Origin of the sequence: Bartonella sp. W8151 (assembly GCF_016100385.1) — a bacterium.
In the GTDB taxonomy this organism is placed as follows: Bacteria; Pseudomonadota; Alphaproteobacteria; order Rhizobiales; family Rhizobiaceae; genus Bartonella; species Bartonella apis.
Genome location: NZ_JACFSO010000004.1, coordinates 470737 through 491803 on the forward strand (window position 1 = coordinate 470737; position 21067 = coordinate 491803).

Genomic DNA, 21067 nt, shown 5'->3' on the forward strand with positions numbered 1-21067 from the left:
CCATTGTCGGTTTTTCCTATTGCCACCACTCTATCGCATAAATCCCTATCGGAATGTGTTACCTCGGACATTTTCGATCAATTGCGTCAGAAAGATTTCTTTGACTTACCGCAATATTTTTTGGTGTTAAAACGGTTTTTCTTCAATTTACCAGCAGCAAATCGGATCTTGTCCCTCTTAATTATTTAATCCTGAAATCAACAGTAAACCGCATCCGATAAACTCTCATCTGCGAATTTCAAAATTGCCGTCAGCAATCGGTCGAATACCAACTCGAAGCACGACAATTCATAAAATTGGAACACGGCTCATTATTCCGCGATAATTCCATGAGATACCAAGACCACGACAATTTTTTGCAATAGCGAATAAAAGAGTTCACTAGACCGAACTTTTATCCGTTCAGTCTGATTTCCTGAAGTGCCTGATCAAACCGCTATTAAAACGATAGCACCTCGCACCGATAAGGACAGAACTCCGAACACTTCATTTACGTAAAAGTACCACGCGCTATACATAGAATTTCAGGGCATTTTAGGAAATTCTAGGAACGCTTTTGGAATGACGCCAGAAGAATCATCATTAAAAACTGTGTAGTCACGCACAACCACTGCAAAGCGAATATCATTTCGACAGAACAATGCCGTTTCATTCCGACATAGACACATATCCTGCTGGCATTTTCCTGAGGGTTTTATTCCTGCCGTTTTTTCCCAGTGGGTTTTTCCTGACGGCTTTATTAGCTAGCCTTTACAATTCAACTTCTATCGAACAACATTTAGATTAACTGCCAACCGCATTATCCATAAACGCTAACGGAACAATCAAAAAAGGGCGCCAGCCTTTCTGCTAACGCCCTTCATTCAATTATAAACCAGATACAGAACCGATAAATTCTTTAACGTTTTCACATTAGTATGGACAAATTTTCGATCCCGAAACCACTCTAACTATCTGTGCCGGTTTCAATAAAGCAGGATCAGCCTGCTGCGCTTTCATCATCAGCTTCCGGACCACCGTTTTCGAGAAGTTCTGTTGCAATCAGACCGGCGTTTTGACGTAAAGCTGCCTCGATTTCGTCAGCCACTTCCTTGTTATCGCGAAGAAACTGTTTGGCATTTTCACGCCCCTGCCCCAAACGTTGGGAATTATACGAGAACCACGCACCGGACTTCTCGACAATACCGACCTTTACACCAAGATCAATAAGTTCACCGAGCTTCGAGATACCTTCGCCATACATAATGTCGAATTCAACTTGCTTGAATGGAGGAGCAAGCTTGTTTTTGACGACCTTGACGCGTGTCTGGTTACCAACAACCTCATCACGGTCTTTGATAGAACCGATACGACGGATGTCCAAACGGACAGACGAATAGAATTTTAATGCATTACCACCCGTTGTCGTTTCGGGCGAGCCGAACATAACACCGATCTTCATACGAATCTGGTTGATAAAAATAACCATGCAATTCGAACGTGAAATGGACGCGGTCAATTTGCGTAATGCCTGACTCATCAAACGGGCTTGTAAGCCGGGAAGCGAATCTCCCATCTCGCCTTCGATTTCAGCGCGTGGCGTAAGTGCAGCCACAGAATCGACGACAAGAACATCGACCGCACCGGAGCGCACCAATGTATCCGTAATTTCCAGAGCTTGTTCGCCTGTATCCGGCTGCGAAATGAGAAGGTTTTCAATATCGACACCAAGTTTACGGGCATAAACCGGATCAAGTGCATGTTCGGCATCAATAAAAGCGCAAATGCCGCCGCGTTTTTGTGCTTCGGCAATTGTATGAAGAGCCAAAGTTGTTTTACCGGAACTTTCAGGCCCATAAATTTCTACGATACGACCTTTTGGAAGTCCCCCTACTCCAAGCGCAATATCCAACGATAACGAACCTGTCGGAATTGTTTCGATTTCGACAATATGTTTGTTATCGCCAAGGCGCATGATAGAGCCTTTGCCAAACGAACGTTCAATCTGGGATAGTGCGGCATCCAGAGCTTTTGATTTATCCACTGTTTTATCCTCAACGAGTCGCAATGTATTTTGTGACATCTTACACTAACCTTTTCTAACATATGAAGCCAGAGCGTTCATTTATTTGATGGTTCATTTGTACACTATTTGTTCTTTTTTGACAAGGCATATAACACGTTGATTTTGTTCTATTATGTCATTTTGTTCTATTAATGTTCTTTTCACTCATGGAAAAACTCAATAAAATAAAACCGCCGATCTGATCGGCGGTTTTTAGAAAAACAAATTTTTAATTCACAGAAAATCAATAGCCGTCCTGACGCAACGGTGCAATCTGGATTTCTACACGACGGTTCTGAGAACGGCCTTCCACAGTGTCGTTGGAGGCAATCGGATTAGAAGGGCCATAGCCTTGAACCGCAAGTCTGCGTCCATCAATGCCTTGGCTGTTAAGGTAATTGGCAACCGAAAGCGCACGCCTTTGTGACAGATCCTGATTATGTTCAAGACTTCCGGTAGAATCGGTGAAACCGAAGACATCGACCAAGGATTTGTTATATTTTTTCAGTACAACAGCAACCGAGTTCAGAACGGGGTAGAATTGTCCTTTGACTGAATCCTGATCGGTGTTGAACGTAATATTGCCGGGCATATTGAGCCGGATCTGATCGCCATATCGTGTAACGGATACGCCCGTCCCTTGGAGCTGTTGGCGAAGTTCGGCTTCCTGACGGTCCATATAATTGCCGATAAGGCCGCCACCAAGTGCGCCAACGCCGGCGCCGATCAACACAGCATTTCTTTGCGCATGACTTGAACCGCCAACCATCAGACCACCAAGGGCACCTGCTACGGCACCGATCGTTGCGCCCGTTGCCGTTTTCGATACCTGACTTTCGCCGGTATAGGGATTTGTGGTTTCACATGCGGTTAAAAAACTTGCTGATAGAAAAAGGATGCCCAACTTTTTCAACATTGTTTGTAATCTCCATTAGAGTGGATTCACTTTAATCTCCTGTTGGAGATTATAGAGGTGGTTTTCCGGATTTCACTACATGAATACAATTTTTATAGCGAAATACCGAGTTTATTTTTCTTCTCTGCGCTCTTTACGTAATTTTTCCCACCATTCAAGGCGTTTTCTTATTTCACGTTCAAAGCCGCGTTCCGGCGGATCATAGTAGTGCTGGTGGCCTATTTTTTCGGGAAAATACTCCTGCCCCGAAAAGGCATCCGGTTCGTCATGATCATAATGATAGCCTTCGCTATAACCTTCCTGCTTCATAAGTTTTGTTGGAGCATTAAGGATAGATTTTGGCGGCATTAAGGAACCGTTTTCACGCGCAGAACGCATCGCTTTATTAAATGCCACGTAACCGGCATTGGATTTCGGAGCGGTTGCGAGATAAATACACGCATCGGCAAAAGCAAGTTCCCCTTCCGGCGACCCGAGATAATCATAAGCATCTTTGGCTGCATTTGCGATCAAAAGAGCTTGCGGATCAGCAAGACCAATATCTTCAACAGCCATACGCACAAGGCGTCTACCAATATAATGCGGGTCTTCGCCGGCATCCAACATACGAGAAAGATAATAAAGTGCAGCATCGGGATCGGACCCACGAACTGATTTATGAAGCGCCGAAATCAGATTGTAATGACCATCCCGCCCTTTGTCATAAATTGCAGCCCTTTTCTGTACGATCTTTTGGAGTGTTTTATCGTCGAAAACTTCATCCGGTCTTGCTGCCCGCCATAATTCTTCGGCCATTGTCAGCACTGCACGGCCATCTCCATCAGCCATACGCACCAGCATTTCTCGTGCGCCATCATCAACAGGAAGAGCCTTACCTTCGATCTTTTCAGCTCTTGCTATAATTGTTGCCAAACTTTTTTCGTCGAGCGGATAAAATGTTAAAACACGTGCACGGGAAAGTAACGCCGCATTAAGTTCAAATGAAGGGTTTTCGGTCGTAGCCCCTACAAGAATAACGGTGCCATCTTCCATAACAGGCAAAAAACTATCTTGTTGGGCTCGATTGAACCTATGAATTTCATCGACAAAAAGCAAAGTTTGCCTACCCGACATGCGTCTCGCCCGCGCACTTTCGAATACTTTCTTTAACTCTGCCACACCGGAAAAGATTGCTGAAACCTGTTCGAAAGCCAATTTCGTTTCGCCTGCAAGAAGCCGTGCGACAGTCGTTTTACCGGTTCCAGGTGGTCCCCAGAAGATCATTGACCCCATAGAGCCGGACTTGACCATTCGGGTCAATGCACCCTCTGGGCCGGTAAGATGTTCCTGCCCGATCACTTCAGACAAATGTTGCGGCCGCATGCGCTCGGCTAAAGGTTTTGTCTTATCCATTTCCGGATCAGACGAAGATGAGAAAAGGTCGTTTACCAAGAAAACACCTCAGCGCACAAATTGCCGAACCAACATGCCGTTGCGTTCGTATTCGAGTTGCCAGATACGCGGTTGGCCATTTGATAGAATTTTTTTCAGATCGGCAACAGTTTTGACTTCCTTGCCATTAAGGCCGTGAATAATGTCACCCCGTTGAAACAATCCTGAAGCATTGCTGTTATCTTCAACATCATTGATGACAACGCCGTTTGAATCCGGTGCCACATGAAAACGGCGTGCATTCATCGGCGTCAAATTCATCACTTCAGCACCGGAAAAAGGCGTATTTCCCGACATTTTTTCTGGACGTGCAATCTCGTTTTCGGGAATAGAAGTGAGTGATATGGAGGTATTGGCTGTCTTGCCGTTTCTCAGATATTCGATATCCAGCGTGTGACCGATACCCGTTGTCATTAACCGGTAACCAAGGCTATCAGGATTATCAATACGGATGTTATTTGCTTTCAGGATAACATCACCGATTTTAAGTCCAGCCTTCTCGGCTGGGCTTTGTTTGGCAACATCGGTTATAATGGCTCCATAAGGCTGATCCATTCCGAGCCCTTCGGCAACATCTGCTGTTACGTTCTGAAATGATGCACCAATATAAGGCGGTTCAAATGTCTGTTCGCCCCTTTTCACAGCATCAACAACAGTTTTTACCAAGTTTGCCGGGATTGCGAAGCCGATTCCAACCGAACCGCCCGATTGAGAATATATCGCCGTATTGATACCGATCAATTCCCCTTTCATATCAATAAGTGCTCCACCCGAATTGCCCGGATTAATCGGTGCGTCGGTCTGGATGAAAAAATCGAAATCGGAAATGCCGACGCGTGTGCGTGCTTGAGCTGAAACGATGCCACTTGTGACGGTTTGGCCTACTCCGAACGGGTCACCAATTGCCAAAACCAGATCTCCCACCTCGACGGCATCAGAATCGCCTAATGGCAAAACCGGAAATGGCGCACCCTTAGGAGTGATTTTCAAAACCGCAATATCCGTTGCCTCGTCTTTTAACATCACCTTGCTTTCGAATTCGCGACCATCCGACAAAGCAACCTTTATTTCATCCGCATCACGGATAACATGATAGTTCGTAACGATCAGACCACTTTGATCAACAATCACGCCGGAACCTAGTGAGGACTGTCTTCTTGATGGAGCATTTTGAAGCGATTGACCAAAAAACTGTTCAAAAAAAGGGTCGTTAGCGAAAGGAGAACGCGCTTTTACAATTCTGGCAGCATAGACGTTGACCACCGAAGGTGCAGTTGCTTTAACAAGCGGCGCAAAACTCAGTTTAATTTCCGCTTGAGATTGCGGCACTTCGGAAAATCCAGCCTGAGGCAGAATGACTGTTAAAATGCTGAAAAGAACAATGGCCTTGAAAGACAGCTTCATCATCGATTCCTTATTATAGATTCTCTTTTCACAATAGCAGAGACAGCCTGGTATTTTTAAGCATTTCTCAATGAGACTTATCTCTGAATGCTTATTTTTAACTCAACTGCCATTTTATTGATGATTTTGGCAAAAGAACGATATCGGAACCATCCTTTTTTTTCATATCTTTTATCCGTTTCTTCGATGCTTTTTGTGAAGGAGCAAACGATATTTTTCAAGCATCATCCAATGGAATTCTCATTCGGGAAGCCAAGACTTCTGTAATCATACTTCACGTGCACTCTTGCAAGGAACGGCAGCCCAACTCCCACCCCTATCTTGATTCCATTTTCAAAATGATTAAGCATTGCGTGCGTCGAATATTCCCTACAACATCAAGTTTCGTACCCGCACACTAAAACACAGCGAGTAATTTCCGCTGCGAGATTACGCCCACACGCACTACAAGGCACAATCGATTTCCCGCTCAAAATGCTTTTCTCTTTTCGCCAATGTTCAAATACCAATTCCAGTGGTGTTCAATTCTGTCGGATACGACTTGCAGCACAATATTCACGTGCTGCTCTTTTCCTTGTTTTGTATACACATATTTTTTGGAACATAATCGGATAACGTTACGCGATTCTCATCCCAAGATTTTCATGCAATCATTCAACAGAATGAGATTTAAAAAATTCGCGACAATTTGTATCTTCCTATTGAAGATGAAGGTAAGTGCCTTACCGCATTGAAGAAATTCGAAACATCATAGACAACAAAAAACCCGCTGTAAAAGCGGGTTCTTCGAAGTGCTTTGTAAGCAAGCTATCAGGCAGCTTCAGTTTCCTTGGCCGCTGCTTCAACACGTGCTTTATCTGCAGCACCTTTGGCATTCACGTCGCGTTCAACAAACTCGACGACAGCCAGAGGAGCATTGTCACCGGCACGGAAACCGGCTTTCATAATACGCAGATAGCCGCCATTGCGCGTTGCGTAGCGCGGTGCCAAAGTATCGAACAACTTTGCGACCTGCTTTGCATCACGAATTGCCGAGATGGCTTGACGGCGTGCATGGAGACCTCCACGCTTACCTAATGTTACCAACTTTTCAACAATTGGACGAATTTCTTTTGCCTTTGGAAGCGTCGTCACGATCTGCTCATGCTCGATCAGTGACGTTGCCATATTGGCAAACATCGCCTTACGGTGACTAGCAGTGCGGTTCAGCTTGCGGCCTGATTTACCATGGCGCATGAGCCTTCTCCTTAATTTCTAACTCAGTATTGATCTTCATAACGTTTTGCTAGGTCGTCGATATTCTCGGGCGGCCAAGCGGGGATTTCCATGCCAAGATGAAGTCCCATTGAAGCAAGAACTTCCTTGATTTCATTGAGCGACTTACGTCCAAAATTCGGCGTACGCAGCATTTCTGCTTCCGTCTTCTGGATAAGATCGCCAATATAAACGATGTTGTCATTTTTAAGACAATTGGCAGAACGAACGGAAAGTTCCAGCTCATCCACCTTTTTGAGCAATGCCGGGTTAAATGCAAGCTCGGAAACCTGTTCTTGCGGAGCTTCTTTCTGCGGTTCTTCAAAGTTGACGAATACAGAAAGCTGGTCTTGCAGAATACGGGCAGCAAAAGCAACTGCATCCTCTGCACTCACTGCACCATTTGTCTCAACGGTCAGGATCAATTTATCATAATCAAGAACCTGCCCTTCACGGGTGTTCTCGATTTTGTATGAAACCTTGCGAATTGGCGAATAAAGACTATCAACCGGGATAAGACCTATCGGAGCATCTTCGCTACGGTTACGATCGGCAGGAACATAACCCTTTCCTGCGTTCACTGTAAATTCCATCCTGATTTCGGCACCCTGATCGAGTGTGCAAATAACGTGTTCAGGATTGAGAATTTCGACATCGCCGACTGTCTGAATATCCCCCGCTGTGACAACACCCGGTCCTTCTTTACGAACGACCATGCGTTTCGGACCCTCGCCTTCCATACGGATGGCGATTTCTTTGATATTCAAAATAATATCTGTAACATCTTCCCGTACGCCGGGTATTGACGAGAATTCGTGCAACACGCCGTCAATCTGCACAGCAGTGATAGCTGCACCGCGCAAAGAAGACAGTAATACGCGCCGTAAAGCGTTACCTAACGTTAAACCAAAGCCGCGTTCCAAAGGCTCAGCGATCACAACAGCTTTGTTCGAACCGTTTTGAGTCTGAAACTCGACTTTATTAGGCTTAATCAGTTCCTGCCAGTTTTTCTGGATCATATTCCTATTCCTGTCCTTTACTTCCGCCACCATTCAGCCGTGACGGCCAGCTTGAACGCCAGAGCAAAGCTCTGACACCGAAAAACAACCGGATTAAACGCGGCGTTTCTTACGCGGACGGCAACCATTATGCGGAATGGGTGTCACATCACGAATAGATGTAATAATAAAACCTGCAGCCTGAAGTGCTCTCAAAGCGGATTCACGCCCCGAACCTGGTCCGCAAACTTCAACTTCAAGTGACCGCATACCGTGATCTTGCGCTTTTTTTGCACAATCTTCTGCAGCGACCTGCGCCGCAAAAGGTGTCGATTTACGCGAACCTTTAAAGCCCTGAGCCCCAGCTGACGACCAAGAAATTGTGTTTCCCTGAGCATCGGTGATTGTTATAAGAGTATTGTTGAATGTCGAATTGACATGAGCAACGCCCGACGAGATATTTTTACGTTCGCGACGGCGAATACGTGTAGGCTCTTTGGCCATAATTTTCCTTTCACTGATCTCTGCACCGCCGTATTTCCAGCGGCTACACCTTATTAGCTCCAATCAACCCGAACAAAAACAATGTTTTCTGTTTTCAGGCAAACTGAAGTAAATTCACGTGTGAATTATTTCTTTTTACCAGCAATAGCCCGTGCCGGACCTTTACGGGTACGTGCATTGGTATGTGTACGTTGACCGCGAACCGGCAACGAACGACGATGACGCAAACCACGATAGCAACCAAGATCCATAAGACGCTTGATATTCATAGAAACTTCGCGACGAAGGTCACCTTCCACCTGATAATCGTGATCGATAGCTTCACGGATTTGAAGAACTTCAGCATCCGAAAGTTCACTCACACGGCGCTCAGCAGGAATACCGACTTTATCAACGATTTCTTTAGCAAATTTCGGTCCAATCCCGTGAATATACTGAAGAGCGATAATAACGCGCTTATTCGTCGGGATGTTGACGCCAGCAATACGAGCCACGCCTGTTCTCCTTAAATTAAATTTCAACCATTTGTGTCGCAACTACCAGCAGTTGGAACACAAAGCGACCAGAACCGCACACAAAGCCGATTCCAATCATCTCTCAAAAAAATGAAATTGTGCTGTCTTTGACGGATTTCACCGCAAAAGTCAACTCCCCTTTCACTTATAAGCCGGACTGTCTTTAGTGAAGTGCTTTTTCAATTGCCAGTGTGACATCCTTGACAGAGGCCATACCATCAATTTTTTTCAACAAACCGGTTTTTTCATAAAACTGCGACAAAGGAGCAGTTTTCTGACCATATTCCACAAGGCGTTTGGCAAAAGCTTCCGGATTATCATCCGAGCGAACTTTTCCACCTGCAGCAATTGTTTCTGCAACGCGAGTCTTCATACGATTGACAAGCGCATTCTGATCAACAACAAGTTCGATGACTGCATCCAATTTCGTATGTTTATGTTTCAGAATTTCTTGCAACGCTTCGGCCTGACCGACAGTGCGTGGATACCCATCGAGAATAAAACCTTTCGAGCAATCAGGTTCATCAATCCGGTCAGAAACAATCTGGTTCACGATCTCGTCTGAAACAAGCCCGCCAGCATCCATAATAGATTTGGCCTTCTTGCCGACTTCGGTTCCTACTGCAACTGCGGCCCGCAACATATCGCCGGTCGACAATTGCGGAATACCATATTTTTCAGTCAGAATTTTTGCCTGCGTACCTTTACCGGCACCGGGTGGTCCTAAAAAAATCAGTTTCATCTATTTCTTTTCCCGCTCCTGAGTTTTGATTTTTTGAGCAAACCTTCATATTGGTGAGCAACCAAATGCCCTTGAATTTGCGCAATCGTGTCAAGTGTAACTGTTACAACGATCAACAGTGACGTACCGCCGAGATAGAACGGAACATGCAATGTCGACATCAAAAATTCCGGCAAAAGGCAAACAAGAATAATATAAATCGCACCAACAACGGTAATGCGTGTCAGTACGTAGTCAATATACTGAGCAGTCCGCTCTCCAGGCCGTATTCCCGGAATAAACCCGGAATGTTTTTTCAGTTGATCAGCTGTATCTTTCGGATTGAATACAATCGCCGTATAGAAAAAGCAGAAGAATGCCATCAGTCCGGCATAAACAACCATGTAAAGCGGTTGTCCATGACTCAATGAAAAGGAAATTGCCTGCAGCCAATGAGGCATGTTTTGCGAAAAATTGTTAACTGTTGCAGGCAACATCAAAAGTGACGACGCAAAAATCGGAGGAATAACGCCGGCAGTATTGAGTTTGAGTGGCAAATTCGAAGTATCGCCTTTGAACATTCTGTTGCCCATTTGGCGATTGGGGTACTGAATAATGATGCGTCTTTGTGCACGTTCAACAAAAACGATAACAGCAATAACTGCAATGCAAATAACGATGATAGCAAGCAGCATGAACGTCGACAGATCTGCCTGCGCGTGTGCTGTCAAGAGTTGAGCAATAGCGGAGGGAAGGTTTGCGACGATACCCGCAAAGATGATCAGCGAAATACCATTTCCGACCCCACGCGAGGTGATTTGTTCACCAAGCCACATCAAGAAGATCGTACCGCCTGTAAGCGTAATAACAGCAGTAATCCTGAACATCATTCCAGGATCTGTAACAATTTGTAAGCCCGTCCCCATCCCGCTTTCAAGTGCAATAGCAATGCCGTAGGCCTGAATGAGCGCCAATAAAACAGTGCCATAACGCGTGTATTGGTTGATAATCTTCCGGCCGGTCTCACCTTCTTTTTTCAAGGCTTCAAGCGAGGGAATAACCGACGTCATCAACTGCACGATAATGGATGCGGAAATGTATGGCATAATACCCAGAGCAAAAATGGCCATACGTCCAACAGCTCCACCGGCAAACATATTGAACAATCCCAAAACGCCAGACGCGTGTTGCGCAAAAGTTTGTCTTAGTGCATCAACATTGATTCCCGGCATTGGTATATAGGTGCCAAAACGATATACGAGCAATGCACCCAAGGTGAACCAAATACGTTTCTTGAGCTCGGTAGCACGCGAAAAAGCACTAAAATTAAGATTGGAAGCCAGTTGTTCTGCGGCGGATGCCATAAAATCTCTCCGGTTTTATCCATGGTGTTGAACCACGAAAATTAACACATGCTTTTAACTCTCTACGCAAAAAAACGCAAAGAGAAACAATGTTAGTTAAACCTATTTTAACTCAAAGCCGTTTTGCCTGATAAAAATAGTTTTTGCAATAATAAATCCCGCATAAAAAAAGTCCGGAATGAATGCTATTCACATCACACCGGACCGAATTTTTCTCAAGAAAATAATTTATTCAGCAGCAGCGCGAACGTTAACAACGCCACCGGCCTTTGTTACTTTCTCGATAGCTGCTTTAGAGGCACCGGCAACATCAAAGGTAACTTTTGCCTTCAATTCACCATCCGACAAAAGACGAAAACCGTCTTTTTCGCGGCGGATAACGCCGGCAGCTTTCAAAGCCGCACTATCAACAGTCTTTGAGGCATCAAGTTTTCCCGCATCAATCGCCGTCTGAACACGGCCAACAGAAACTTCATTGAAGCTCTTGGCAAAAAGATTATTGAAGCCGCGTTTTGGCAAGCGCCGATAAACCGGCATCTGTCCGCCTTCAAAACCGTTAATAGCAACGCCCGAACGCGCTTTCTGACCTTTAACACCGCGACCAGCCGTCTTTCCCATGCCGGAACCGATACCGCGCCCTACTCTTTTACGATTCTTTGTAGCGCCTTCTTGATCGCGCAGTTGATTGAGTTTCATGTTCTTTACTCCTACAATCCTCAGCCTTCATCCACAATACGGACGAGATGCTCTACTTTTGCAATCATACCACGCACTGCTGGTGTATCGTTCAATGTGCTGCGGCGATGCATCTTGTTAAGTCCAAGCCCTTTCAACGTAGCACGCTGAACTTGCGGACGACGAATTGGACTGCCGATTTGCTCAACAGTGACCTTCTTGCCACTATGGGTTTTTTTCCCAACCATTTTCTAATTCCTCTATATCGCAAGTTCCACGAACTATTCTTCGTTGCCGATGATATTCTGCCGACGAGCCTGCAAAGTCGAATATTTAATTCCACGTTGGGCGGCAATATCTTTCGGATGGACCTGACGCTTCAACGCATCGAAAGTTGCGCGAATCATGTTGTAAGGATTTGAAGAACCGAGAGATTTTGCGACAACATCCTGCATACCGAGCGTCTCGAAAACAGCACGCATAGGACCACCAGCAATAATACCGGTACCGGCGGCAGCCGATCTCAACAACACACGGCCTGCACCATGGCGCCCCTCGACATCATGATGGAGTGTGCGTCCCGAACGAAGTGGCACATAAATCATTTCATGTTTTGCCGCTTCAGTAGCTTTGCGGATCGCTTCCGGTACTTCACGTGCCTTACCATGTCCGAAGCCTACGCGCCCCTTCTGGTCACCGACAACAACAAGAGCAGCAAAGCCGAAACGACGACCACCCTTCACAACCTTGGCGACGCGGTTGATGTGTACGAGACGATCAACGAACTCGCTGTCACGTTCTTCATGACGCTCATCACGATTATTACGTTCTTTTTGTGCCATTCCTAATTCCTTTTTCTTTTCCGGAAGCACGTATCAAAAAAGAATTCCCCTTCAAAGAGAGGAATTCCTCGGCGAAGCGCCCGGAAACTCCGGGCAATCAATTTAGAAGTTCAAACCGCCTTCGCGAGCTGCATCGGCAAGAGCCTTGATGCGACCGTGATAAATATAAGCACCACGATCAAACACAACCTCTTTTACACCAGCAGCTTTTGCACGTTCGGCAATAAGCTTGCCAACCGCACTTGCTGCTTTGACATTGGCACCGCCTTTAAGGGACGGACGAAGTTCTTTATCCAATGTCGACGCAGATGCAACGGTCCGACTATGCAAATCGTCGATGATCTGAACATAAATATTCATATTCGAGCGATGAACGCTCAATCTCATACGGCCATTAGCGACCGCTTTTACCTGACGGCGAACGCGCTGTGCGCGGCGCTGAAGTATTTCTTTAGGCGAAGCCATAACGCAAGTTCCTTATTTCTTCTTGCCTTCTTTGCGCACGATTCGCTCGTCCGCATATTTAACACCCTTACCTTTATAAGGTTCTGGTCCGCGATACTCGCGAATTTCGGCAGCAACCTGACCAACCTTCTGCTTATCAATTCCGGAAACCAGAATTTCTGTTGGCTTGGGAACGGCAACCGTAATACCTTCGGGCACCTGATAGATGACATCATGGCTAAAACCCAAAGAAAGTTGAACATTTTTACCATGCATTGCTGCACGATAGCCGACGCCGTTAATTTCCAGCTTCTTCTGAAAGCCGCTCTTCACACCTTCAATGATGTTTTCAATCATTGAGCGGGACATACCCCACTTAGAACGCGCTTCCTTGGTCTGATCACGTGGTGTCACATGCACCACATTATCTTCCAATTTGAGATGAATTTCATCATCAGCGACAAAACTCAACTCACCTTTCGGTCCCTTAACCTTGATCGCTTGCCCGTCAACTGAAGCAGTGATGCCAGCCGGGACATGAATCGGTTTTTTTCCAATACGTGACATTGTTATAACCTATCTTTCTAGCTTTTTCCGACATCAATCAGAAGATGCGGCAAAGAAGCTCCCCACCAACATTCTGCTCACGAGCCTCATGATCAGCCATAACACCTTTCGGCGTCGAAAGGATCGAGATACCGAGACCATTAGCAACTTGTGGAATAGACTTCACTGAAACATAAACGCGACGACCAGGCTTAGAAACACGAGAAATCTCGCGAATAACCGGTGTGCCATCAAAATATTTCAATTCAATTTCAAGCTCGGACTTACCATTCTCGAAATCGATCTGACTGTATCCGCGTATATAGCCTTCAGTTTGAAGAACATCGAGAACACGAGCACGCAATCTCGATGCAGGTGTCGAAACCTTCGATTTCTTACGTCCCAAAGCATTGCGAATGCGTGTAAGCATATCTCCAAGAGGATCTGACATAGACATTTACGAAACTCCTCTTACCAGCTTGATTTTACAACGCCCGGAATATGACCGAACGAGCCGAGATCACGCAATGCAATACGCGACATTTTCAATTTACGATAATAGCCACGCGGACGACCGGTAACTTCACAACGATTGCGAATACGAACTCTTGCAGAGTTACGAGGCAACTCGGCAAGCTGAATGGATGCACGAAAACGCTCTTCAAGAGACACTTTCTGATCCATAATAATTGCTTTCAGACGCGCACGGCGTGCTGCATACTGTTTGGTCATCGCACGGCGATGCTTGTTCTTCTCAACGGCACTTGTTTTGGCCATAATTTTACCTCGCTACGCTTGCCGTTACGCACGGAACGGAAAATTGAAACCACGCAACAATTCACGTGCCTCATCATCCGTTTTCGCTGTCGTACAAACGATGATATCCATACCCCAGATCTGATCTACTTGATCGTAGTTAATTTCCGGGAACACAATGTGTTCTTTGATACCCATGGCAAAATTGCCACGACCGTCAAAACTTTTAGGATTAAGACCACGAAAATCGCGAACGCGTGGCAAAGCAATCGTTACCAGGCGATCAAGAAATTCATACATACGGTCTCTACGCAATGTAACTTTTGCACCAAGTGGCATTCCCTCACGAACTTTAAATGTCGCAACAGAATTACGTGCGTGTGTTACAATTGCTTTCTGCCCTGCAATAAGGGTCAAATCCTCGGCTGCTCTTGCAGGCTTCTTGGAATCGGCTGTTGCCTCTCCCACACCCATATTGAGAACAACCTTGTCAACGTAAGGAACCTGCATATTGTTTTCGTAATGAAACTTATCCTGCAGTGCCTTGCGAACGATTTTGATATATTGCGTTTTCAAACGCGGCTCTTGAATCTTATCAGCCATCGATCAGATCTCCCGAACGTTTGGCAACGCGAACCTTCTTGCCACCCTCTTCAATACGAAAACCGACACGCGTTGGTTTTCCATCCTTGGGATCGGCAATGGCCAATTTTGAAATATGAAGTGGAGCTTCTTTCGAAATAATACCTGCTTCCTGAGTTTGGGTCTGACGCTGATGGCGCTTGACCATATTGATACCGCGAACGATTGCAGTATTTTCCTCAGGATTAACCTTGATTACTTCACCGTTACGCCCTTTGTCCTTACCGGACAGGATGACGACTTTGTCGCCTTTACGAATTTTATTCATCGCAACGGCTCCCTATAGCACTTCTGGCGCGAGCGAAATAATCTTCATATGATTCTTACCGCGAAGTTCGCGGGGAACCGGTCCGAAGATACGAGTACCGATCGGCTCTTTCTTATTATCAACCAAAACAGCAGCGTTCTTGTCGAAACGAATAACACTACCGTCAGCGCGACGAATATCCTTGGCAGTACGAACTACCACGGCTTTCATCACATCACCTTTTTTTACGCGGCCACGAGGAATAGCTTCTTTAACCGAGACAACAATAATGTCGCCAACGGAAGCATATTTCCGTTTCGAGCCGCCCAGCACCTTGATGCACATGACACGACGGGCGCCGGAATTATCCGCGACGTCGAGGTTTGTTTGCATCTGAATCATGACTGGCCGCCTTCTCTAAATGTTTACGTCCGGCAGTGCATTTGACACATTCGGACTTGCCTGTCAAATTATGATTAAGACTTTTTCAAAACAAAATGCTGGGCGCAACAGCACCCAACGTTCTGTATGTAAAAATCCGACTGATTAAGCAGCGCCGTTCTTTATAACGACCCAGCGTTTATCTTTCGAAATCGGCTTCGATTCTTGAATAAAAACCTCGTCACCAACTTTGAATTCGTTGTTTTCGTCATGCGCTTTGTACTTCTTCGACTGACTGACAGTCTTCTGTAGAAGCGGATGCGAATAGCGCCGCTCTACCTTGACTACAACAGTTTTATCGTTCTTGTCGCTGACGACAACGCCTTGCAGAATGCGTTTAGGCATGTCTTAACTTCCTTAAGCCTTGCTTTCGGCCGCCTTCTGGCGGGCGATTGTTTTTATGCGCGCGATATCACGGCGAACCTGCTTAACGCGTGCTGTTTTTTCCAACTGACCAGTTGCTTTCTGAAAACGCAGATTGAACTGCTCTTTCTTCAGCTTGGCCAACTCTTCATTCATCTGATCGAGCGTCTGAGCCCGTACTTCTGCGGCTTTCATCGCTTAGTCCCTTTATTCAGCTATACGCTGGACGAAACGTGTTTTAATTGGAAGCTTTGATGCGCCCAACCGTAACGCTTCACGTGCCACATCTTCGGGTACGCCGTCAAGTTCAAACATAATACGTCCCGGTGCAACACGTGTTGCCCAAAATTCAACAGCGCCTTTACCTTTACCCATACGTACTTCGGTAGGCTTCGATGATACCGGAACATCCGGAAAAACGCGGATCCACACACGGCCGGCACGCTTCATCTGACGCGTGATAGCACGACGGGCCGCCTCAAGCTGACGTGCAGTAACACGTTCAGGCTCCATGGCCTTAAGACCATAGGCACCAAAATTAAGTTCCGTACCACCCTTCGAAACACCGTGAATACGGCCTTTGAACTGCTTGCGGAACTTTGTGCGTTTTGGCTGCAACATTGTTCTCTACTCCAAATCCTTCTTTGCCCGTCTAAAAAATCAGGCGTTTTCGCGACGGCGGTTCGTGTTTGAACCTTGATTATCGCCTTCAATAGCACGACGTTCCGAAGCCATCGGGTCATGTTCAAGAATCTCACCCTTGAATACCCAAACCTTCACGCCACAAATACCATAGGCGGTATTGGCTTCTGCCGTACCGTAATCAATATCTGCACGCAAGGTATGAAGAGGAACGCGTCCTTCGCGGTACCATTCCATACGGGCAATTTCAGCACCACCAAGACGACCGGCACAGTTGATACGGATACCTTCAGCACCAAGACGCATTGCTGACTGCACTGCACGCTTCATTGCGCGACGGAAAGCAACACGACGTTCTAACTGCTGCGCAATTGACTGTGCAATCAACTCGGCGTCAACTTCCGGCTTGCGGACCTCGACGATGTTCAAAGCTGTATCAGCATGTGTCATTTCAGACAGTTTGCGACGCAACTTCTCGATGTCGGCCCCCTTCTTACCAATGATAAGACCAGGACGAGCTGAATGAATCGTGACACGGCACTTCTTATGCGGACGTTCAATAACAACTTCCGAAATGGCTGCCTGTTTCAACTCATTCATGACATACTTGCGGATTTTCAAATCTTCATGCAACAAACGGCCATATTCACCGGTATCAGCATACCAACGAGAATCCCATGTACGATTGATACCGAGACGAAGCCCGATTGGATTGATCTTCTGACCCATTATGCGGCCTCCTCTTTATCGGACACTTCGCGAACAACAATTGTAAGATGAGAGAACGGACGCAAAATTCTGCTGGCGCGGCCACGACCACGCACATGAAACCGCTTCATAACAATCGATTTACCGACTGAAGCTTCCGCTACAATAAGCGAATCGACATCCAAATCGTGATTGTTTTCTGCATTGGCAATCGCAGATTCTAACGTCTTTTTCACCGTATCGGCAATGCGTTTACGAGAAAAAGTCAAATCTGCAAGAGCTGTATTAACTTTCTTACCGCGAATCATTGCCGCTACAAGATTAAGCTTCTGCGGGCTAACACGAATTGTGCGAGCTACAGCCTTTGCTTCATTATCTTTAAGCTGGCGCGGAGCCTTAGCTTTGCCCATTATTACTTCCTCTTCGCTTTCTTGTCCGCACCGTGACCATAATAGCTGCGGGTTGGAGCGAACTCACCGAACTTATGTCCGACCATTTCTTCCGAAACAGAAACAGGAACATGCTTGTTTCCATTATAGACGCCAAAGGTCAAGCCAACAAATTGCGGCAAAATCGTGGAGCGGCGGCTCCACATTTTAATAACCTCGTTACGACCGCCGGCACGTACCTTCTCAGCTTTCTTGAGAAGATAGCCGTCAACAAACGGTCCTTTCCATACTGAACGAGCCACTTCAGACTACCTCTCTTATTTCTTGCGTTGATGACGTGAGCGCATGATGAATTTATCAGTCGCCTTGTTCGAACGTGTACGCTTGCCCTTTGTAGGTTTACCCCAGGGAGAAACCGGATGACGCCCGCCTGATGTACGGCCTTCACCACCACCATGTGGGTGATCGACCGGGTTCATTGCAACACCACGAACATGTGGACGCTTACCACGCCAACGGGCGCGACCGGCTTTACCGTCATTTGTGTTACCATGATCGGAATTCGAAACGGCGCCAACAGTCGCATAGCAACCACTTGAAACGAGACGCTGTTCGCCCGAATTCAAACGGAGAATAGCCATACCCTGATCACGACCAACAAGCTGTGCATAGGTCCCGGCCGAACGGGCAATCTGCCCGCCTTTTCCCGGCTTCATCTCGACATTGTGGATGATCGTGCCAACCGGCATATTGCCCAAAGGCATCGAATTACCGGGCTTAACATCAACATTTACGCCGGCAACAACCGTATCTCCTACGCCCAACCGCTGCGGAGCAAGAATGTAGCTCAGATGACCGTCTTCATAACGGATAAGCGCAATGAATGCAGTCCGATTGGGATCGTATTCCAAACGTTCGACCTTAGCGGGCATATCCCGCTTCAAACGCTTGAAGTCGACAAAGCGATATGTTCTTTTGTGACCACCACCCTGATAGCGGGCAGTTACACGGCCGTGATTATTACGACCGCCTTTCGACGACAAACCTTCGGTCAGCGCTTTCACAGGTTTGCCTTTGTAAAGACCGCTACGGTCTACAATGACAAGCTGACGCTGCCCTGGCGTGGTCGGATTAAAGTGCTTGAGTGCCATTATTCCTAACTCCGAGCCTCTTAAAGACCAGTCGAAACGTCGATTGACTGACCTTCAGCCAGCGTCACGATCGCTTTCTTGACATCACTCTGTCGACCGACAACGCCTTTAAAACGTTTCACCTTACCCTTGCGGGTTGTTGTATTCACTGCTGTAACTTTGACACCGAATAAAGCCTCAACAGCTTCCTTGATTTCAGATTTGGTCGCCTTTGGTGTAACCTTGAAAACGACCTGATTGTTTTCCGACAGCATCGTCGACTTTTCGGTGATCACCGGACTTACGACGACATCATAGTGGCGAAGATCTGTCATTTGAACCGCTCCTCAAGGGCTTCGACAGCTGCCTTGGACAAAACAAGTTTGCCACGACGCAGAATGTCATAAACATTGATCCCCTGAACCGGCAAAACATCTACATTAGGAATGTTCGATGCGGCACGGGAAAATTTCAAATCAATTGCTTCACCGCCGATTAACAATGCGTCTGAAAAGCCGAGCTTAGCAAAGTCTTTGACAAGAACATTGGTCCTGGCTTCTTTGACATTCAATTCGTCAACAATAATCAAATCCTTGGACTTGGCTTTTGCCGACAAAGCATGACGCAATCCCAAAGCGCGAACTTTCTTCGGAAGTTCATGAGCGTGGCTGCGAACAACCGGCCCGTGAGCCTTACCGCCGCCACGAAACTGTGGAACGCGAGCAGAAGAGTGACGAGCACGCCCCGTGCCCTTTTGCTTATACATCTTGGCACCCGAGCGGGACACATCAGCGCGTGTCTGGCTTTGATGAGTACCTTGTTGGCGACGAGCGAGCTGCCAGCGGACAACACGTTGCAGGATGTCTTCTCTGGGTTCCAATCCGAAGATATCTTCAGAAACCTTCAGCTTACCAGCATCCTTGCCGTCAAGAGTTGTTATGATGAGATCCATTATCAGGCTCCCTCAGCGACTGTGGCTTCCGCCTTGGGGGCAGCAGCATCTGTTTTTGCATTCTTTGGCTGACGCAAGGCGGCCGGTTTCGGTGCATTTTCAGGAATGCTCTTCTTGATTGCATCCCGCACCAATATCCAGGCACCTTTCGACCCTGGGACTGCGCCACGAACCAAAATCAACCCGCGATCGGCGTCGGTTGAAACAACTTCGATATTCAAAGTTGTAATTCGTGTCTGTCCCATATGGCCAGCCATTTTCTTACCTTTAAACACCTTACCCGGATCCTGACGTTGACCTGTCGAACCATGGGCACGGTGTGTAATGGAGTTACCGTGCGATGCACGATGTCCACCAAAGTTATGACGCTTCATAACACCGGCGAAACCTTTACCAATTGACATACCGGTGACGTCAACCAATTGACCGGGAACAAAATGCTCCGCAGTAATCTCGGCCCCGACTTCCAAAAGATTGTCGGGACTTACACGAAATTCAGCAATTTTTGCTTTCGGTTCGACCGAAGCTTTTGCAAAATGACCACGCAACGCTTGAGAAGTGTTTTTCACCTTTGCAAGCCCTACGCCTAACTGAACAGCTGTGTAGCCATTCTTCTCAACTGTACGCTGAGCAACAACCTGACAATTCTCCAAACGAAGAACCGTAACAGGTACATGTTCTCCGGCATCATTATAGACGCGGGTCATGCCCAGCTTTTGTGCTATTACACCTGAACGCATCGGGTTCGTTCCTTCCGTCCCCAAGCCTTAAAGCTTGATCTCGACATCAACACCAGCAGAAAGGTCGAGCTTCATAAGCGCGTCCACTGTCTGCGGCGTCGGATCAACAATATCAAGAAGACGCTTATGTGTACGCATTTCAAACTGCTCACGGCTCTTCTTGTCGATGTGCGGCCCACGATTAACCGTGAACTTCTCGATTCGCGTTGGAAGCGGAATCGGTCCACGGATATTGGCGCCAGTACGCTTGGCGGTCGACACAATCTCACGTGTCGATGCGTCAAGAATCCGGTGATCAAACGCTTTTAAGCGAATGCGGATGTTCTGACCGTTCATACTCTTTTTATCCCTGTCAACCGGAACGTCTTTTTGCAAAGACGCTCCTTAACAATTAAAATT

31 protein-coding genes are annotated in these 21067 nt (G+C 46.7%); all 31 read right to left on the reverse strand.

Annotation, left to right across the window (positions count from 1 at the left end; translation table 11 throughout):
* Nucleotides 1–979: 979 nt before the first annotated feature.
* The 31 genes from recA to rpsJ all read right to left on the reverse strand — a co-directional run bounded on the left by recA (nucleotide 980) and on the right by rpsJ (nucleotide 21004).
* Nucleotides 980–2062, reverse strand: coding sequence for a recombinase RecA (gene recA / locus H3V14_RS09970; protein ID WP_075870504.1), 1083 nt, complete (start codon nucleotides 2060–2062; stop codon nucleotides 980–982).
* Between the two features lie 226 nt (nucleotides 2063–2288).
* On the reverse strand, nucleotides 2289–2960 hold the full coding sequence (locus tag H3V14_RS09975) for an OmpA family protein (RefSeq protein WP_198223111.1): 672 nt from the start codon (nucleotides 2958–2960) through the stop codon (nucleotides 2289–2291).
* Nucleotides 2961–3071: 111 nt separating this feature from the next.
* Nucleotides 3072–4352, reverse strand: coding sequence for a replication-associated recombination protein A (locus tag H3V14_RS09980; protein WP_198228332.1), 1281 nt, complete (start codon nucleotides 4350–4352; stop codon nucleotides 3072–3074).
* 48 nt (nucleotides 4353–4400) lie between these two features.
* Entirely contained in the window at nucleotides 4401–5795 is a 1395-nt protein-coding gene (locus H3V14_RS09985) for a DegQ family serine endoprotease (RefSeq protein ID WP_198228392.1), read from the reverse strand.
* Nucleotides 5796–6605: 810 nt separating this feature from the next.
* Complete coding sequence (gene rplQ, locus H3V14_RS09990) at nucleotides 6606–7031, reverse strand: 50S ribosomal protein L17 (protein ID WP_075870501.1); 426 nt, start codon at nucleotides 7029–7031, stop codon at nucleotides 6606–6608.
* A 23-nt stretch (nucleotides 7032–7054) separates the two neighbouring features.
* Nucleotides 7055–8068 carry a DNA-directed RNA polymerase subunit alpha gene (locus H3V14_RS09995; RefSeq protein ID WP_075870500.1) on the reverse strand — a complete coding sequence of 338 codons (1014 nt, stop codon included), beginning with the start codon at nucleotides 8066–8068 and terminating at the stop codon, nucleotides 7055–7057.
* Nucleotides 8069–8161: 93 nt separating this feature from the next.
* On the reverse strand, nucleotides 8162–8551 hold the full coding sequence (rpsK, locus tag H3V14_RS10000) for a 30S ribosomal protein S11 (RefSeq protein ID WP_075870499.1): 390 nt from the start codon (nucleotides 8549–8551) through the stop codon (nucleotides 8162–8164).
* 125 nt (nucleotides 8552–8676) lie between these two features.
* The gene (gene rpsM / locus H3V14_RS10005) at nucleotides 8677–9045 is read right to left on the reverse strand and encodes a 30S ribosomal protein S13 (protein WP_075870498.1); all 369 of its coding nucleotides are present in this window, start codon (nucleotides 9043–9045) and stop codon (nucleotides 8677–8679) included.
* Nucleotides 9046–9229: 184 nt separating this feature from the next.
* The gene (locus tag H3V14_RS10010) at nucleotides 9230–9808 is read right to left on the reverse strand and encodes an adenylate kinase (RefSeq protein WP_198228334.1); all 579 of its coding nucleotides are present in this window, start codon (nucleotides 9806–9808) and stop codon (nucleotides 9230–9232) included.
* Complete coding sequence (secY, locus tag H3V14_RS10015) at nucleotides 9805–11151, reverse strand: preprotein translocase subunit SecY (protein WP_075870496.1); 1347 nt, start codon at nucleotides 11149–11151, stop codon at nucleotides 9805–9807. Before secY ends, H3V14_RS10010 begins: the two co-directional genes overlap by 4 nt.
* A 228-nt stretch (nucleotides 11152–11379) precedes the next feature.
* Nucleotides 11380–11847 carry a 50S ribosomal protein L15 gene (rplO, locus tag H3V14_RS10020; protein ID WP_075870495.1) on the reverse strand — a complete coding sequence of 156 codons (468 nt, stop codon included), beginning with the start codon at nucleotides 11845–11847 and terminating at the stop codon, nucleotides 11380–11382.
* Between the two features lie 20 nt (nucleotides 11848–11867).
* Nucleotides 11868–12074 carry a 50S ribosomal protein L30 gene (rpmD, locus tag H3V14_RS10025; protein ID WP_075870494.1) on the reverse strand — a complete coding sequence of 69 codons (207 nt, stop codon included), beginning with the start codon at nucleotides 12072–12074 and terminating at the stop codon, nucleotides 11868–11870.
* Nucleotides 12075–12107: 33 nt separating this feature from the next.
* Nucleotides 12108–12668, reverse strand: coding sequence for a 30S ribosomal protein S5 (rpsE, locus tag H3V14_RS10030; protein ID WP_075870856.1), 561 nt, complete (start codon nucleotides 12666–12668; stop codon nucleotides 12108–12110).
* Nucleotides 12669–12770: 102 nt separating this feature from the next.
* Nucleotides 12771–13133: a 50S ribosomal protein L18 gene (gene rplR, locus H3V14_RS10035; RefSeq protein WP_075870493.1), complete on the reverse strand. Its 363-nt coding sequence runs from the start codon at nucleotides 13131–13133 to the stop codon at nucleotides 12771–12773.
* A 12-nt stretch (nucleotides 13134–13145) separates the two neighbouring features.
* Nucleotides 13146–13679 carry a 50S ribosomal protein L6 gene (gene rplF / locus H3V14_RS10040; RefSeq protein ID WP_075870492.1) on the reverse strand — a complete coding sequence of 178 codons (534 nt, stop codon included), beginning with the start codon at nucleotides 13677–13679 and terminating at the stop codon, nucleotides 13146–13148.
* 37 nt (nucleotides 13680–13716) lie between these two features.
* Nucleotides 13717–14115 carry a 30S ribosomal protein S8 gene (gene rpsH / locus H3V14_RS10045; RefSeq protein ID WP_198228336.1) on the reverse strand — a complete coding sequence of 133 codons (399 nt, stop codon included), beginning with the start codon at nucleotides 14113–14115 and terminating at the stop codon, nucleotides 13717–13719.
* Between the two features lie 14 nt (nucleotides 14116–14129).
* Nucleotides 14130–14435 (reverse strand): 30S ribosomal protein S14, encoded by a 306-nt coding sequence (gene rpsN / locus H3V14_RS10050; RefSeq protein WP_075870490.1) that lies wholly within the window; start codon nucleotides 14433–14435, stop codon nucleotides 14130–14132.
* Nucleotides 14436–14459: 24 nt separating this feature from the next.
* Complete coding sequence (rplE, locus tag H3V14_RS10055; RefSeq protein ID WP_198228338.1) at nucleotides 14460–15017, reverse strand: 50S ribosomal protein L5; 558 nt, start codon at nucleotides 15015–15017, stop codon at nucleotides 14460–14462.
* Nucleotides 15010–15324 carry a 50S ribosomal protein L24 gene (rplX, locus tag H3V14_RS10060; RefSeq protein ID WP_077992523.1) on the reverse strand — a complete coding sequence of 105 codons (315 nt, stop codon included), beginning with the start codon at nucleotides 15322–15324 and terminating at the stop codon, nucleotides 15010–15012. The genes rplE and rplX overlap by 8 nt, the downstream gene beginning before the upstream one ends.
* Before the next feature lie 12 nt (nucleotides 15325–15336).
* Nucleotides 15337–15705 carry a 50S ribosomal protein L14 gene (gene rplN, locus H3V14_RS10065; RefSeq protein WP_008039971.1) on the reverse strand — a complete coding sequence of 123 codons (369 nt, stop codon included), beginning with the start codon at nucleotides 15703–15705 and terminating at the stop codon, nucleotides 15337–15339.
* A 144-nt stretch (nucleotides 15706–15849) separates the two neighbouring features.
* Complete coding sequence (rpsQ, locus tag H3V14_RS10070) at nucleotides 15850–16089, reverse strand: 30S ribosomal protein S17 (protein WP_198228340.1); 240 nt, start codon at nucleotides 16087–16089, stop codon at nucleotides 15850–15852.
* 12 nt (nucleotides 16090–16101) lie between these two features.
* Complete coding sequence (gene rpmC / locus H3V14_RS10075; protein WP_075870486.1) at nucleotides 16102–16302, reverse strand: 50S ribosomal protein L29; 201 nt, start codon at nucleotides 16300–16302, stop codon at nucleotides 16102–16104.
* A gap of 12 nt (nucleotides 16303–16314) precedes the next feature.
* Nucleotides 16315–16728, reverse strand: coding sequence for a 50S ribosomal protein L16 (gene rplP, locus H3V14_RS10080; protein WP_075870485.1), 414 nt, complete (start codon nucleotides 16726–16728; stop codon nucleotides 16315–16317).
* A 39-nt stretch (nucleotides 16729–16767) separates the two neighbouring features.
* Nucleotides 16768–17478 (reverse strand): 30S ribosomal protein S3, encoded by a 711-nt coding sequence (rpsC, locus tag H3V14_RS10085; RefSeq protein WP_075914588.1) that lies wholly within the window; start codon nucleotides 17476–17478, stop codon nucleotides 16768–16770.
* Nucleotides 17478–17867 carry a 50S ribosomal protein L22 gene (rplV, locus tag H3V14_RS10090; RefSeq protein WP_075870483.1) on the reverse strand — a complete coding sequence of 130 codons (390 nt, stop codon included), beginning with the start codon at nucleotides 17865–17867 and terminating at the stop codon, nucleotides 17478–17480. Before rplV ends, rpsC begins: the two co-directional genes overlap by 1 nt.
* Before the next feature lie 2 nt (nucleotides 17868–17869).
* On the reverse strand, nucleotides 17870–18148 hold the full coding sequence (rpsS, locus tag H3V14_RS10095; protein ID WP_075870482.1) for a 30S ribosomal protein S19: 279 nt from the start codon (nucleotides 18146–18148) through the stop codon (nucleotides 17870–17872).
* Nucleotides 18149–18163: 15 nt separating this feature from the next.
* Entirely contained in the window at nucleotides 18164–18997 is an 834-nt protein-coding gene (rplB, locus tag H3V14_RS10100; RefSeq protein ID WP_075870481.1) for a 50S ribosomal protein L2, read from the reverse strand.
* 20 nt (nucleotides 18998–19017) lie between these two features.
* The gene (locus H3V14_RS10105) at nucleotides 19018–19311 is read right to left on the reverse strand and encodes a 50S ribosomal protein L23 (protein WP_075870480.1); all 294 of its coding nucleotides are present in this window, start codon (nucleotides 19309–19311) and stop codon (nucleotides 19018–19020) included.
* Entirely contained in the window at nucleotides 19308–19928 is a 621-nt protein-coding gene (gene rplD / locus H3V14_RS10110) for a 50S ribosomal protein L4 (protein WP_075870479.1), read from the reverse strand. The genes H3V14_RS10105 and rplD overlap by 4 nt, the downstream gene beginning before the upstream one ends.
* Before the next feature lie 2 nt (nucleotides 19929–19930).
* Entirely contained in the window at nucleotides 19931–20668 is a 738-nt protein-coding gene (gene rplC / locus H3V14_RS10115; protein WP_198228342.1) for a 50S ribosomal protein L3, read from the reverse strand.
* A 27-nt stretch (nucleotides 20669–20695) separates the two neighbouring features.
* On the reverse strand, nucleotides 20696–21004 hold the full coding sequence (gene rpsJ, locus H3V14_RS10120) for a 30S ribosomal protein S10 (RefSeq protein WP_075870855.1): 309 nt from the start codon (nucleotides 21002–21004) through the stop codon (nucleotides 20696–20698).
* Nucleotides 21005–21067: the final 63 nt, after the last annotated feature.